At 52.8% G+C, this 13,208-nt stretch carries 11 protein-coding genes; 7 read left to right on the top strand and 4 right to left on the bottom strand.

The window, feature by feature from the left end:
* The first annotated feature begins 29 nt into the window (after positions 1-29).
* From LGV68_RS07095 to LGV68_RS07105, 3 genes are all read left to right on the top strand, one after another.
* Positions 30-677 (top strand): DUF533 domain-containing protein, encoded by a 648-nt coding sequence (locus tag LGV68_RS07095; protein ID WP_047463100.1) that lies wholly within the window; start codon positions 30-32, stop codon positions 675-677.
* 103 nt (positions 678-780) lie between these two features.
* Positions 781-984, top strand: coding sequence for a YaeP family protein (locus LGV68_RS07100; RefSeq protein ID WP_020328108.1), 204 nt, complete (start codon positions 781-783; stop codon positions 982-984).
* Between the two features lie 2 nt (positions 985-986).
* Positions 987-1,178, top strand: coding sequence for a DUF4250 domain-containing protein (locus tag LGV68_RS07105; protein WP_020328109.1), 192 nt, complete (start codon positions 987-989; stop codon positions 1,176-1,178).
* A gap of 126 nt (positions 1,179-1,304) precedes the next feature.
* On the opposite strand, the gene purL is transcribed toward LGV68_RS07105, so the two are convergent.
* Positions 1,305-5,198: a phosphoribosylformylglycinamidine synthase gene (gene purL / locus LGV68_RS07110; protein WP_222747222.1), complete on the bottom strand. Its 3,894-nt coding sequence runs from the start codon at positions 5,196-5,198 to the stop codon at positions 1,305-1,307.
* A gap of 307 nt (positions 5,199-5,505) precedes the next feature.
* Between purL and mltF the strand changes: the two genes are divergently transcribed.
* A complete protein-coding gene (mltF, locus tag LGV68_RS07115) occupies positions 5,506-7,065 on the top strand; it encodes a membrane-bound lytic murein transglycosylase MltF (RefSeq protein WP_222728453.1) in 1,560 nt (519 codons plus the stop codon).
* Between the two features lie 347 nt (positions 7,066-7,412).
* Positions 7,413-7,544, top strand: coding sequence for a hypothetical protein (locus LGV68_RS21445; RefSeq protein WP_004729240.1), 132 nt, complete (start codon positions 7,413-7,415; stop codon positions 7,542-7,544).
* A gap of 96 nt (positions 7,545-7,640) precedes the next feature.
* Here the strand turns inward: LGV68_RS21445 and tadA are convergent, their stop codons facing one another.
* Together tadA and LGV68_RS07125 are read right to left on the bottom strand one after the other, a co-directional pair.
* Positions 7,641-8,180 (bottom strand): tRNA adenosine(34) deaminase TadA, encoded by a 540-nt coding sequence (gene tadA / locus LGV68_RS07120; protein ID WP_020328113.1) that lies wholly within the window; start codon positions 8,178-8,180, stop codon positions 7,641-7,643.
* 26 nt (positions 8,181-8,206) lie between these two features.
* On the bottom strand, positions 8,207-9,094 hold the full coding sequence (locus LGV68_RS07125) for a LysR substrate-binding domain-containing protein (RefSeq protein WP_158133170.1): 888 nt from the start codon (positions 9,092-9,094) through the stop codon (positions 8,207-8,209).
* 155 nt (positions 9,095-9,249) lie between these two features.
* Between LGV68_RS07125 and LGV68_RS07130 the strand changes: the two genes are divergently transcribed.
* Positions 9,250-10,380 carry an S-(hydroxymethyl)glutathione dehydrogenase/class III alcohol dehydrogenase gene (locus tag LGV68_RS07130; protein WP_020328115.1) on the top strand — a complete coding sequence of 377 codons (1,131 nt, stop codon included), beginning with the start codon at positions 9,250-9,252 and terminating at the stop codon, positions 10,378-10,380.
* Positions 10,381-10,488: 108 nt separating this feature from the next.
* Positions 10,489-11,337 (top strand): S-formylglutathione hydrolase, encoded by an 849-nt coding sequence (gene fghA / locus LGV68_RS07135; RefSeq protein ID WP_020328116.1) that lies wholly within the window; start codon positions 10,489-10,491, stop codon positions 11,335-11,337.
* A 45-nt stretch (positions 11,338-11,382) separates the two neighbouring features.
* Here fghA and LGV68_RS07140 read toward each other — a convergent pair whose 3' ends face one another.
* A complete protein-coding gene (locus LGV68_RS07140) occupies positions 11,383-12,942 on the bottom strand; it encodes an AbgT family transporter (RefSeq protein WP_158142328.1) in 1,560 nt (519 codons plus the stop codon).
* Between the last annotated feature and the right edge of the window lie 266 nt (positions 12,943-13,208).

A 13,208-nucleotide genomic window follows, 5' to 3' on the forward strand; every position in this document is an offset into this window, starting at 1 on the left:
GACTGTAAACACACTCAAGGAGGTGATTTATGGATCTGAAAGCATTACTCAATCAAGCACTTAATTCAGACTTGGTGCAGAAAGGCACTCAGCAGGCACAGTCACTCACCAAAGACAAAAGCCAACTCGCCACATTGGGTGCCGGCGCGCTCGGTGGCGGCTTACTGGGCATTCTGATGGGGTCGAGAAAAAGTAAGAAACTTGGCAAGAGTGCTTTGAAAATCGGCGGCGCTGCCGCTTTAGGCGCACTGGCATATAAGGTTTACAATGACTGGCAAGCCAAACAGCCCGCCTCTGCCCCACCCTCAGCCACCTTTGATGAGCACAATCCACGTCATGAGCTGTTAATTCTTAAGGCGATGATCGCCGCAGCCAAAGCGGATGGCCATGTCGATGAACAGGAAATGGCGCACATCAACCAAGCTGTGAATGAACTCGGAGCCGATGCCAGCGTGCAAACTCTGATCGAACAAGAACTGAAAAAGCCGCTCGATCCCACTGAAATCGCCCTTCTGGCTCAGACGCCAGCCCAAGCATCGGAGCTCTATCTCGCTTCCTTGTTGATTGTCGATGAACAGAACTTCATGGAAAAAGCGTATTTGCGTGAGCTTGGCAAACAGATGCGGCTGGATGATGCACTGATTGCTGACCTCAATCAGCAGGTGCGCGGAGAATAATTCACCAATTACACCAAGAGATTGCGCCAGCGCAAACCACAGTTTTGTCAGCGACTGGCTGTGTGTGTATATTGGACACAGATTCTATTTCGAGGACAAAACCATGCAAGTCTACGCGTGTTGTGAATTGGTGCGTGAACTTTACGCACAGATTGGCAGTGGTGACCAAGGGTACGTGCCGCAGGCGATTTCCTGCGCAGTGCGCGCACTCAATGACATCGCTGCTGACACCACCCTCCCCAAAGAAACCCGTGAAAAAGCGGCGTTTGCGGCGGCCAACTTACTGATTTCTGATTTCGAGGACTGAACATGAATCTGGCGAACTTTGCCACTATGGATCCCGTGATGCTGATGAGCATTGTGAATATGAAGCTGCGTGACGATTTCGGCGGCGATCTCGACAAGCTGGTGGTTTACTTCGACATTGACCGTGCAGCGCTCGAAGCGCGTCTTGCTGCGGCAGGCTTTGAATTTCTGCCCCAAGTTGGCCAGTTCCGTTAATCGGCCTGCCCATCGACAGGAATAAAGTACACACCCAACGGCCGAATGGCCGTTTTTTTGCCGCTTTGAAACCAACAGATAAAAAAAACGCAGACCCAGGTCTGCGCTTTTTCGTTGGATGGTTGATTAACCCAGGTTCTTACGTGCGTTCTGGAACATACGCATCCAGGCACCATTTTCACCCCAGTTATCTGGGTGCCATGAGTTCGCCACCGTGCGGAATACACGCTCTGGGTGCGGCATCATGATGGTGACGCGGCCGTCTTTCGTTGTCAGACCGGTAATCGCATTTGGCGAGCCGTTCGGGTTGTTCGGGTACTGCTGCGTCGGGTTACCGAAGTTATCCACGAAACGGACTGCAACCGTGCCTGATTGCTCAATCGCACTGAGGTGAGCTTCATCGCGAACTTCCACGCGACCTTCACCGTGAGAGACCGCAATCGGCATACGAGAGCCGGCCATGCCATCGAAGAACACAGAATCCGACTTCTGCACTTCAACCAGACTAAAGCGCGCTTCAAAACGCTCCGATTCGTTGCGCACGAAACGTGGCCACAAGTCTGCACCCGGGATCAGTTCTTTCAGGTTAGACAGCATTTGACAACCGTTACACACACCTAGCGAGAACGTGTCCTGACGGTTGAAGAACTGCTCGAACTGTTCGCGAGCCTGCACATTGAACAGCACCGATTTCGCCCAACCTTCACCCGCGCCCAGCACGTCACCGTAGGAGAACCCACCACACGCGACCAGACCTTGGTACTCATCCAGTACCGCTTGACCGGTCAGAATGTCGCTCATGTGAATGTCGACTGCGTCAAAGCCCGCACGGTCAAACGCTGCCGCCATTTCAACGTGTGAGTTCACGCCCTGCTCACGCAGAATCGCCATCTTAGGCTTCGCGCCTTTTGCGATGTAAGGTGCCGCGACGTCTTGGTTGACATCAAAGCTCAATGACACGTTCAGACCTGGATCTGAGTTGTCTTTTTTCGCCGCAAATTCTTGATCGGCGCACGCTGGGTTGTCGCGCATTGCTTGCATCTTGTGCGTCGTTTCGGCCCAGATGGTACGCATTTCGGTACGTGAACGCTGCAGAAGGACTTGTTCACCCGAAGTCACCACAAATGCATCTGATGCGTCAACTTCACCGATAACGTGTGAACAATCCGCCAGACCATTAGCCGCCAGCGTGGCCAATACCGCATTCAGTTCATCGTTCTTGACCTGAATTACCGCACCCAACTCTTCGTTGAACAGCGCTGCCAGTACATCGTCACCCAGCGTTTCAATGTTGGCTTTCACACCACAGTGACCCGCGAACGCCATTTCAGCCAGCGTGACAAACAGACCGCCATCGCCTTTATCGTGGTAAGCCACCAACTTGTCGTTGCGAACCAGAGTTTGCATCGCATCGAAGAAGCCTTTCAGTTGCTCGGCATTGTCAACGTCAGCCGGCTTGTCACCCAACTGCTTGTAAACTTGCGCCAAGGCCGTCGCGCCCAGACGATTCTGACCGTTACCCAGATCCACCAGCACCAGAGACGTTTCACCCAGATCGGTACGCAGTTGTGGTGTGATGGTCTTACGCACATCTTCCACACGCGCAAACGCGGTGATGACAAGCGACAGCGGCGAGGTCACTTCTTTGTTTTCGCCGTTCTCGTTCCACTTGGTCTTCATCGACATCGAGTCTTTACCAACCGGAATGGTCAGGCCCAGCGCAGGACACAGCTCTTCACCCACCGCTTTCACCGCTTCGTACAGACCCGCATCTTCACCCGGGTGACCGGCAGGAGACATCCAGTTCGCTGACAGTTTGATGTGTTTGATATCGCCGATATCGGTTGCCGCGATGTTGGTCAGAGATTCACCCACCGCCAGGCGCGCCGATGCGCCGAAGTCAAGCAGAGCGACGGGAGTGCGCTCGCCCATAGACATCGCTTCACCGTGGTAAGTGTCGTAGCTTGCTGCCGTTACCGCGCAGTTGGCCACTGGCACCTGCCAAGGACCAACCATCTGGTCACGAGCCACCAGACCCGTTACAGTGCGGTCACCGATGGTGATCAGGAAGGTTTTCTCAGCCACAGCCGGTAGACGCAGCACGCGATCCACAGCTTCATTGAGTTCGATACCGCTGCGATCAATCGCTGGGCTGGTCACTTTCAGCGTGGTCGCTTCACGGTGCATTTTCGGCGGCTTACCAAGCAGAATGTCCATCGGCATGTCGATTGGCATGTTATCGAAGTGGCTGTCTTCCAAAGTCAGATGACGATCTTCCGTTGCCACGCCCACGACTGCATAGGGTGCGCGCTCACGCTTACAGATAGCATCAAATGCCGCCATGTGCTCCGGCGCAACCGCCAGCACATAACGCTCTTGCGATTCGTTACACCAGATTTCCAGCGGGCTCATGCCCGGTTCATCGTTTGGCACGTCACGCAGCTGGAATTTACCGCCACGATCGCCATCGTTAACCAGCTCTGGCAGTGCGTTCGAGATACCGCCCGCGCCCACATCGTGGATAAACGCGATTGGGTTCGCATCGCCCAGCTGCCAGCAGCGGTCGATCACTTCCTGACAACGACGTTCCATCTCTGGGTTTTCACGTTGTACTGAAGCAAAATCCAAATCTTCTGCCGACTGACCCGACGCCATTGAAGACGCTGCGCCGCCGCCCAGACCGATGTTCATCGCCGGACCACCCAGCACGATCAGTTTCGCGCCAACCGGGATTTCTTTTTTCTGTACGTGTTCGTCACGAATGTTACCCATACCGCCAGCAATCATGATTGGCTTGTGGTAACCACGGATCTCTTCACCCGCGTGCGAGGTGACTTTCTCTTCATAAGTACGGAAGTAACCCAGCAGGTTTGGACGACCAAATTCGTTGTTGAATGCCGCGCCGCCCAGAGGACCTTCAATCATGATATCCAGCGCGCTCACGATGCGGCTTGGTTTACCAAAATCACTTTCCCAAGGCTGAACAAAGTCAGGGATGCGCAGGTTAGATACCGTAAAGCCCACCAGACCCGCTTTTGGCTTACCACCGATACCGGTTGCGCCTTCATCACGAATTTCACCGCCGCTACCGGTTGACGCACCTGGCCAAGGCGAAATCGCCGTTGGGTGGTTGTGCGTTTCCACTTTCATCAGAATGTGGGCGTCTTCGTGGTGGTAGGTGTATTGACGTGAGTCCGGATCCGGGAAGAAACGGCCGACTTTCGAACCGGTCATGACCGCTGCGTTGTCTTTGTAGGCAGACAGCACGTGATCCGGCGTGGTTTCGAAGGTGTTCTTGATCATCTTGAACAGCGATTTATCCTGATCAACACCGTCGATAGTCCAATCCGCATTGAAAATTTTGTGACGGCAGTGCTCAGAGTTCGCCTGAGCAAACATCATCAGCTCAATGTCATTCGGGTTACGACCCAGCTTGATGAAGTTCTCCACCAAGTAATCAATTTCATCTTCCGCCAGTGCCAGACCTAGGGAAACGTTTGCTTCTTCCAGCGCAACTCGACCGCCTGCCAGGATATCCACCTGAGTCATTGGCGCGGGTTCTGCCACGCTGAATAGCGCTTGTGCCGCGTCGAGTTCCGCGAACACGACTTCCATCATGCGATCGTGCAGCAAGGCTTTCAGAGTCGTTACCTGCTCTTGCGTCAGCGCCGCTTCGCTCTCAACGTAGTACGCCGTACCGCGTTCCAGACGTTTGATCGACGCCAGACCACAGTTGTGCGCAATATCCGTTGCTTTAGAAGACCAAGGAGAAATAGTGCCCGGACGAGGCGTCACCAGCAGGAGTAAACCCTGTGGCTCGTGTTCTTGAATGGTTGGACCGTAAGTCAGCAGCTTCTCTAACTTTTCCAGTTCCTGGCTGTCCAAGTCTGCTTTGAGGTCTGCAAAGTGCATGAACTCAGCATAGATGCCGGTTACAGGCAGGTTTTGTTCGCGACAAGTTTCAAGTAGTTTGCTTACACGAAACTCGGAAAGAGCTGGGGAGCCACGCAAAATTCTCATGTGCTTAGGTCTCTATATACAAGTGATTAAGATGTAATTGGAATAAATTCACTTAAATAACAGCATATTAGGCTATTAGTGTTGAACTTATACCGATTTCACCTCTCCATTGCGTGCGCATTATAGAGGATTTTTTTTTGTGACGTAACACCAAAAGCAACCGTTTGCGTCATTTTTTTCGTTAAATTTGAATTACAACCCATTTGGTCAAATGTTAGACGCCATTAGCAGCACCTGACCGCAAAACTTTGCCAAGTGTTTGGTGTTTGATATAAAGGCACTACTTGACGTAAGAGAATCAGAATTAATGACCAAGCTTTCATTCGCTTCTATGAGTCGCACCCTCTTTCTGGCCGCTTTGACTCTTTTGCTAGCCGGGTGCCAAATCGACTCAGAACCCAAAAGTGAACTCGACCAAATCCGCGCACGCGGCGTGTTGCGCGTCGGCACTCTTAACAATCAGCTCTCTTATTATATCGGTCCTGATGGCCCCTCCGGTCTGGACTACGAACTGGCGCGTGAATTTGCACGCGAGCTGGGTGTCAAACTCGAAATGAAACCAGCCTACCGTTTATCCAGTCTGTTTCCAGCGCTGAAAAACGGTGAAATCGACATCATCGCTGCAGGCCTCAGCCAGTCAGAGCAGCGCCTGAAAGATTACCGAGCGGGCCCGGCCTACTATTATGTGTCGCAACAAGTGGTGTATAAAAAAGGCCAATGGCGCCCACGCAGCATTGAGCAGCTCATCGCCAAACAAGATGAACTGTACAATGAAAGTGGTGACGCGCCCATTTTCAGCGTGGTGAACGACTCCCATTTTGAGAGCACATTAGAATCACTGAAAAGTACCTATCCGGAATTTCGCTACTACGTTGATAACAACGCCGATGTCAACGATCTGCTCAAACAGGTTTCACAGGGTGAACTCAAGTTCACCATGGCCGACTCGGTCGAAATTTCCCTGTCTCAACGCATTTATCCCGATATCGCCACAGCGTTTGAGATGACCGAAGACCAGCCGATCTCGTGGTTTATGCGCCGTTCCGATGACGAAAGCTTGTACGCCATGATGATTGAGTTTTTCGGCAATCTGAAGCAGTCCGGCAGCCTGGCGTCACTGGAAGAGAAATACATCGGTCACGTTGGTACGTTTGACTATGTGGATACCCGTGCATTTCTGCGCGCGCTGGATACCCGCCTGCCGAAATGGATGCCGCTGTTTCAGAAATATTCGGAAGAATTTGACTGGCGCCTGATTGCCGCTCTCGCCTATCAGGAATCGCACTGGAATCCGAGTGCCAAATCCCCCACCGGCGTGCGCGGCATGATGATGCTGACGCTGCCCACCGCCCGCAGCGTGGATGTCACCAATCGACTCAACCCTGAGCAATCCGTGCGCGGCGGGGTGGAATATCTGCGTCGCATGATGGAGCGCATTCCCGATTCCATTCCCGATCACGAGAAAATCTGGTTTGCACTGGCTTCCTACAACGTCGGCTATGGCCACATGATGGATGCCCGCCGCCTGACCAAGCTGCAGGGTGGCTCACCGGATGCGTGGGCGGATGTAAAAGATCGCCTGCCACAACTGCGCCAGAAAAAATATTTCGCGCAAACCCGCTATGGTTATGCGCGTGGCGACGAAGCGTTGTCGTACGTGGAAAACATTCGCCGCTACTACCAGAGCATCATTGGTCACATGGAACAAAAACATGTCACCACCGTCGATTCCGGTACTGACGATCTGACGGTGATCACTCCGGAAGAGGAGATCACCGAGGATGAGTCTGACATCGACGCCACCGTGGAAAGCAGTACTGAAACCAGCTCTGCGGCCTCCGACGCGCAAAATGTGAGCAATAATTAATCACTTGATTTTCAGCAGGGAAAACCTTACACAGATGTGTGAACTTGATCGCTTGCGTGTTTTCTGAAAGCAGTGAAAATCAAGTGCAATAAATACACGATAAGCTGTTATTTTTGGGTTCCCTGCTGAAGAACATTCCACTCGGTTTTGAGTTGTGTTCAGGCGGCTAATCAGCCGTCCTGAAAACCTTAACGCCACTGAATGCGAATGACCGACCAAAATACTTCGATGCGCGAATACTCGAGCGGTGAGCGGACTTCATGTACGCGCGCAGCTTAGGCTTAACGCACTGCGTATCCGGTCCGGACAGGGTTTCTTGTTTATAGTCAGTAGTAGGAGGGTGTTTTATGCTGAAACGTAAACGGCACTCAAAACTCCTTAGCAAAGCCGTGTCAGCGAACCGTCGTCGCCGTATGTTAGCCAATACCAAGAAAAAAGTTCTGGCTCGCCATCGCGCGTTCGTACAGTTGTCGGACTGACACTTTCGAGCAGCAAACATCTACCGCAAGTAGATGTTTGCCCAACATTCCGCTTTCATTCTTCGTTGCACTTCTTTCCCTGATCGACCGCTAGATTTACAGCTTCGGTGCATCCGATTGGGCAGAACGCAGTTTCTCGGCATCTTTCTGCGCTTTGATCTCTTTGCGCCGACGTTGAAAAAACGCCTGCAGTTGCTGGCGGCATTCCTCTTCCAACAACCCCTTTTCCACCGTGGCATAGTGATACGCAGCCTGACTGCTGAACAGATCCATCACCGTGCCTGCCGCACCGGCTTTGAGATCCGGTGCACCATAAACGATGCGTTTAACCCGGCTGTGCAGCAAGGCACCCGCACACATCGGACACGGTTCAAGCGTCACATACAAGGTAGTATCGAGCAGACGATAGTTATGCAGCGTCGCACCCGCTTTGCGCAGCACCTGAATTTCAGCGTGCGCAGTGGCATCGCAGGCACCAATGGAACGGTTCCACCCTTCCGCAATGATCTCGCCATCCTTGACCAGCAACGCACCGACGGGCACTTCACCTTCTGCTTCAGCCTGCTGGGCAAGTTCCATCGCTCGGCGCATGAAATGTTCATCTTCAGGGGTAAAAGTGGCGGTTGTATCTGTCATGGAAACCTCATCTGTTGGGGGCGCAATTATAGCGGCATCGCCAGTGCAGATAAATGCTGCGCCAGATAATCCACCAGCAAACGCACTTTCGGCGATAAATGGCGGTTTTGCGGATAAAGCGCCCAGACCCCTTCCCGGTCATCACGATAGCTTGGCAGCACTTCGACCAAACGGCCCGAAAGCAGATGCTCTTCGACGTAATAATCCGGCAGTTGCGCCAGCCCCATACCTTTGAGCACCGCATCTAACAGCACGACGCCGCTGCTGCAACTGAGGCGTCCTTTGACACGAATCGAGCGCGACTGCTGATTTTCTTTGAAACGCCAGTGATCGTATGTCCCGACCAGACAACTGTGTTTAGTCAGTTCAGACAGAGTGTGCGGCGTGCCACATTGGGCAAGATAGTCCGGCGTCGCACAGACATACAAATGGCGATTACTCAGGCGGCGGGCAATAAAGCTGGAATCGTCCAACTGACCAAGACGCACCGCGACATCCACGCCCTGCTCAATCAAATCCAGTTTCTGGTTGGTCAGAACCAATTCCAACTCCAGCTTCGGATGCTGCAGCAAGAAATCGTTCAGCAACGGCGCAATTTTCTGTTCGCCGTAGGTAACCGGCGCCGTCACTTTCAGTTTACCTCTCGGCGTTTGTTGCATCTGAGTCACAGTCAGCTCAGCCTGCTCCAGCCCCTCCAGCAATGCACGGCATTGCTGGTAATACACCTGACCGGCTTCGGTGAGCGAGACTTTGCGCGTCGTGCGCAACAGCAGCTTGACCCCCAACCGCTCTTCCAGCAACGCAATCCTTCGGCTGACATTCGCCACCGAGGTTACCAAGCGTTTTGCTGCCTGAGTAAAACTGCCTGTCTCTGCGACGGCAACAAATTCACTCACCCCTTCCCAACTCGCCATTTCACCTTATCCGTTGTTTATTATTACAATGCCGTAAAAGTTATTCTCATTTTGACCCAATTATACCGCGAAATGAAAGGACTATACTGACAATCTTGGTTGGGCGTTTAGCCGCGCCCCCCACTCGATTGCAATGTATGAAAAGGAATCACTCCATGTCTCAAGACAAATTCATTAAATCTCGTGCCGCGGTTGCCTGGGGCCCAAATCAGCCACTGAAGATGGAAGAAGTGGACGTTATGCTGCCACGTAAAGGCGAAGTGCTGGTGCGCATCGTCGCATCGGGCGTTTGCCACACGGACGCGTTTACCCTGTCTGGTGATGATCCTGAAGGCGTATTCCCGGCGATCCTTGGCCATGAAGGCGGCGGTATCGTTGAAATGGTTGGTGAAGGCGTCACCAGCGTGGAAGTGGGCGATCACGTCATTCCACTCTACACCGCCGAATGTGGCGAATGTAAGTTCTGTAAATCAGGCAAAACCAACCTGTGTAGCGCTGTGCGTGCCACTCAGGGCAAAGGCTTGATGCCAGACGGCACGACGCGTTTCTACAAAGATGGCGAACCCATTTTCCACTACATGGGCTGTTCAACCTTCTCTGAATACACCGTGCTGCCAGAAATCTCGTTAGCGAAAGTCAACAAAGAAGCACCATTGGAAGAGATCTGTCTGCTGGGTTGTGGCGTGACCACGGGTATGGGCGCAGTCATGAACACCGCCAAAGTGAAAAAAGGCGACACCGTTGCCATCTTTGGTCTGGGTGGTATCGGCTTGTCCGCGATCATCGGCGCTCGAATGGTTGGCGCGAGCCGTATTATTGGTATCGATATCAATGAGAAGAAATTCGAACTGGCGAAGCAACTGGGTGCGACCGACTGCATCAACCCACAGAAATTCGATAAGCCGATTCAGGACGTTATCATCGAGATGACTGACGGCGGCGTCGACTTCTCGTTCGAATGTATCGGCAACGTGAACGTGATGCGCCAGGCGCTGGAATGCTGTCACAAAGGTTGGGGCGAATCCGTCATCATTGGTGTTGCGGGCGCAGGTCAGGAAATCTCTACCCGTCCATTCCAGCTGGTGACTGGCCGAGTATGGCGCGGCAGCGCATTTGGCGGCGTGAAAGGTCGTTCACAACTGCCGGGCATTGTTGAACAGTATCTGGCGGGTGAATTTGGTCTGCAGGAGTTCATTACTCACACCATGCCGCTCGACGAGATCAACCAAGCGTTTGAGCTGATGCATTCGGGTGAAAGCATTCGCTCGGTGATCCATTTCAAATAATCGCCAACCCTCAGCAATGACGGGCGATGCTGACCGGAGAATAGAATGTTGCAGCCAGCAGAGCTGCAATATTGTCTGGGCAGGCAATACCTCGTCAAAGGAGTCACCATGAGTTTAACCAATCTTACTCAGGCCAAAGTGTTTGATGGCTGGCACAAACAGTATCAGCATCATTCGGACGTGTTGAGCTGCGACATGCGCTTTGCGATATATCTGCCGCCTCAAGCCACCGCGGGCACACCAGTCCCCGTATTGTACTGGTTATCCGGGCTGACCTGCACCGATGAAAACTTCATGCAAAAAGCCGCCGCGTTTCAAAAAGCGGCCGAACTGGGCATTGCAATTGTCGCACCGGACACCAGCCCCCGTGGCGAGCACGTACCCGATGATCCCGACGGTGCGTACGATTTCGGCCTGGGTGCAGGCTTCTACCTCAATGCGACACAGGAGCCATGGAAAGCCAACTATCAGATGTACAGTTACATCGTTGATGAGTTACCAGCGCTTATCGAAACACATTTTCCGGTCAGCACGCGTAAGGCGATTTCCGGCCACAGTATGGGCGGCCACGGCGCATTGACCATTGGTGCGAAAAACCAGAACCACTACACCTCAATTTCTGCCTTCAGCCCAATCTGCCATCCGATGGCAGTGCCATGGGGTCAGAAAGCGTTTCGCCATTATCTGGGCGACGACAAATCGGCCTGGGAACACTACGACGCGGTCGAACTGTTTAAATCGCACTTGGTGCGCACCCCCATTCTGATTGATCAGGGCGAAGCGGATAGCTTCCTGCAAGAGCAGCTCCAGCCGGAAACACTGATGAGCGTCGCTAAAGAGATGGATATTGATATCACGCTGAGAATGCATCCTGGTTATGACCACAGCTACTTCTTTATTCAAAGCTTTATTGCCGATCATTTAGCGTTTCACGCGAAGTACCTCAAAGCCGAGTAACGGCACGGATATGAAAAAGCCCGCTGTCGCGGGCTTTTCTTTTATTTACATGCTGTAGGTGTACGGCGCCTGAATACCAAGCGGAATGCCCAATGCCCAGTAAGCAAGCAGGAATAACGTCCAGCCAATCAGCATCGCAATCGAGAATGGCATCATCAGCGACGCCAGTGTGCCGATCCCCGTCGCTTTCACGTAACGTTGGCAGTACACCACCACCAGCGGGAAGAACACCATCAACGGTGAAATGATGTTAGACACAGAGTCGCCCACGCGGTACGCCGCCTGAGACAACTCGGGAGAAATCCCCACCGCCATCAACATCGGCACCAGAATCGGGCCGATCAGCGCCCACTTCGCAGAAGCAGAACCGACCAACAAGTTCACCATCGCCGTCAATAGAATCATACCGACAATCGTTGCTTCGCCTGGCAGGTTAAGCGCTTTCAGCCCTTCCGCCCCATACAGCGCCAACATGGTTCCGATATTAGACTGACCAAATGCCGCCAGAAACTGCGCGCAGAAGAACGACATCACAATGTAAGCGCCCATGGTTGCCATCGTCCCTGACATGGCTTTAATGACATCGTTACTATTTTTAAAAGTACCGGAAACACGGCCATAAACGATGCCCGGAATAATAAACAGGATGAAGATCAATGGCACAATCGACTTCATGATCGGCGCTGAAAACGCAGTGATTTCACCGTCTGGCGAACGCAGCGCGGAGTTTTCCGGCCACAAGGCCGCCACCAGCAATCCGATACCCAGCAGCATCGCACCGCCTGCGTAACGGAAAGCTTTCGACTCAATCGCGGTGAACGATCCCAGATCCGGCGCGGCTTCCGCATCCTCATCGACTGGCATTTTCTGTAAACGCGGCTCAATCACACGCTCGGTGACATACCAGCCAATCGCCACAATGATCACCGAAGAAAGACCGGTGAAGAAGATGTTCGCCAACGGATTCACCTGATAAGCGGCATCCAGTACTTGGGCAGAGGTCTGGGTAAAGCCCGCAAGCAGAGGATCGATCCCCGATGGAATAAAGTTGGCAGAGAAGCCACCGGATACGCCGGCAAACGCCGCCGCAATCCCCGCCAGAGGGTGTCGGCCCGCTGCGTGGAAAATGATACCGCCCAACGGAATCACCAACACATAACCCGCATCGGCCGCAGTGTGCGACACAATCGCCACCAGAATCAGCATCGGCGTCAGCAATTTTGCCGGGGTGACATTAAGCATTTTCTTAAGACCGGTCGTGATGAAGCCTGACGAGTCCGCCACACCGACACCCAGCATCGCGACCAGGACAATACCCAGAGGAGCAAAACTGGTAAAGGTACTCACCATATTGGCAAGAAAATGGGCCAGTGATTCTCCGGTCAGCAGGTTTTTAACCTCCAGAGCATCCCCCGTGCGTGGGTTGATGAGGTCAAAGCTGACATTGGATAGCAGCGCAGAGGCAACCCAGACGATGACCAATGCCCAGAAGAATAGAATCGCAGGATCCGGGATTTTGTTCCCCGCGCGTTCGATGAAATTAAGAAAGCCATCCATGCGACTTGAGTTCGCTGGCGGCGCAGATTTTACGGCTTGGTTACTCATTCGTAACTCCTGACAGATGTTGTTACTTTAGGCCTTAGTAATAATTTCGGCTTAGCCTGCCACGTAACAGAATGCCGTCTCACGGTATACAAGAGCGCAAGATAGGCCAATTACGCGTCAGAGCATTGTATTAGACAAGACTCAATCAAGCACAAAGTTCCACCTATCATGAAATATCTAGAGACATATTTTGCTATTTAGCCACAAAACCACAACATCACACAAACACATGCCAAACAACATCATTGAAAAATCGCAAAGAAACA

Source organism: Vibrio sp. LQ2, assembly GCF_023920125.1.
In the GTDB taxonomy this organism is placed as follows: domain Bacteria; phylum Pseudomonadota; class Gammaproteobacteria; order Enterobacterales; family Vibrionaceae; genus Vibrio; species Vibrio fluvialis.

What these genes read in the sequence shown, in the direction of transcription:
- LGV68_RS07140 (WP_158142328.1), bottom strand. Translation starts at nt 12,942, where the DNA reads ATGAGTAACCAAGCCGTAAAATCTGCGCCGCCAGCGAACTCAAGTCGC.
- fghA (WP_020328116.1), top strand. Translation starts at nt 10,489, where the DNA reads ATGAGTTTAACCAATCTTACTCAGGCCAAAGTGTTTGATGGCTGGCAC.
- LGV68_RS21445 (WP_004729240.1), top strand. Translation starts at nt 7,413, where the DNA reads ATGCTGAAACGTAAACGGCACTCAAAACTCCTTAGCAAAGCCGTGTCA.
- LGV68_RS07105 (WP_020328109.1), top strand. Translation starts at nt 987, where the DNA reads ATGAATCTGGCGAACTTTGCCACTATGGATCCCGTGATGCTGATGAGC.
- purL (WP_222747222.1), bottom strand. Translation starts at nt 5,198, where the DNA reads ATGAGAATTTTGCGTGGCTCCCCAGCTCTTTCCGAGTTTCGTGTAAGC.
- mltF (WP_222728453.1), top strand. Translation starts at nt 5,506, where the DNA reads ATGACCAAGCTTTCATTCGCTTCTATGAGTCGCACCCTCTTTCTGGCC.
- LGV68_RS07125 (WP_158133170.1), bottom strand. Translation starts at nt 9,094, where the DNA reads ATGGCGAGTTGGGAAGGGGTGAGTGAATTTGTTGCCGTCGCAGAGACA.
- LGV68_RS07095 (WP_047463100.1), top strand. Translation starts at nt 30, where the DNA reads ATGGATCTGAAAGCATTACTCAATCAAGCACTTAATTCAGACTTGGTG.
- LGV68_RS07130 (WP_020328115.1), top strand. Translation starts at nt 9,250, where the DNA reads ATGTCTCAAGACAAATTCATTAAATCTCGTGCCGCGGTTGCCTGGGGC.
- tadA (WP_020328113.1), bottom strand. Translation starts at nt 8,180, where the DNA reads ATGACAGATACAACCGCCACTTTTACCCCTGAAGATGAACATTTCATG.
- LGV68_RS07100 (WP_020328108.1), top strand. Translation starts at nt 781, where the DNA reads ATGCAAGTCTACGCGTGTTGTGAATTGGTGCGTGAACTTTACGCACAG.